This is a genomic window from Enterovibrio norvegicus FF-33 (genome assembly GCF_000286835.2).
Lineage (GTDB): Bacteria > Pseudomonadota > Gammaproteobacteria > Enterobacterales > Vibrionaceae > Enterovibrio > Enterovibrio norvegicus_A.
This window is the reverse complement of sequence record NZ_AJYD02000020.1, coordinates 1-410: the sequence shown is the minus strand read 5'-3', so window position 1 is coordinate 410 and position 410 is coordinate 1. Positions and strand designations below refer to the sequence as shown.

The 410-nt window shown below is 48.5% G+C and carries 1 protein-coding gene; it reads left to right on the top strand.

All coding sequences use genetic code 11. The features are described from left to right. Positions 1-410: EF-Tu/IF-2/RF-3 family GTPase (locus A1OO_RS06755; protein WP_016962248.1), on the top strand; the 410-nt coding region annotated here is incomplete at both ends.

Here is a 410-nt window from a genome sequence, read left to right as displayed (position 1 = left end):
ACTTGTACTGGTGTTGAGATGTTCCGTAAACTTCTTGACGAAGGCCGTGCTGGTGAGAACGTTGGTGTTCTTCTACGTGGTACTAAGCGTGACGAAGTTCAACGTGGTCAAGTACTGGCTAAGCCTGGTTCAATCACTCCACACACCACTTTCACATCAGAAATTTATGTTCTGTCGAAAGATGAAGGCGGCCGTCATACTCCGTTCTTCAAAGGCTACCGTCCACAGTTCTACTTCCGTACAACTGACGTGACCGGTACTATCGAATTGCCAGAAGGCGTAGAGATGGTAATGCCAGGTGATAACATTGCAATGACTGTAACTCTGATCTCGCCAATCGCGATGGACGAAGGTCTACGCTTCGCAATCCGCGAAGGTGGTCGTACAGTTGGTGCAGGTGTTGTTGCTAA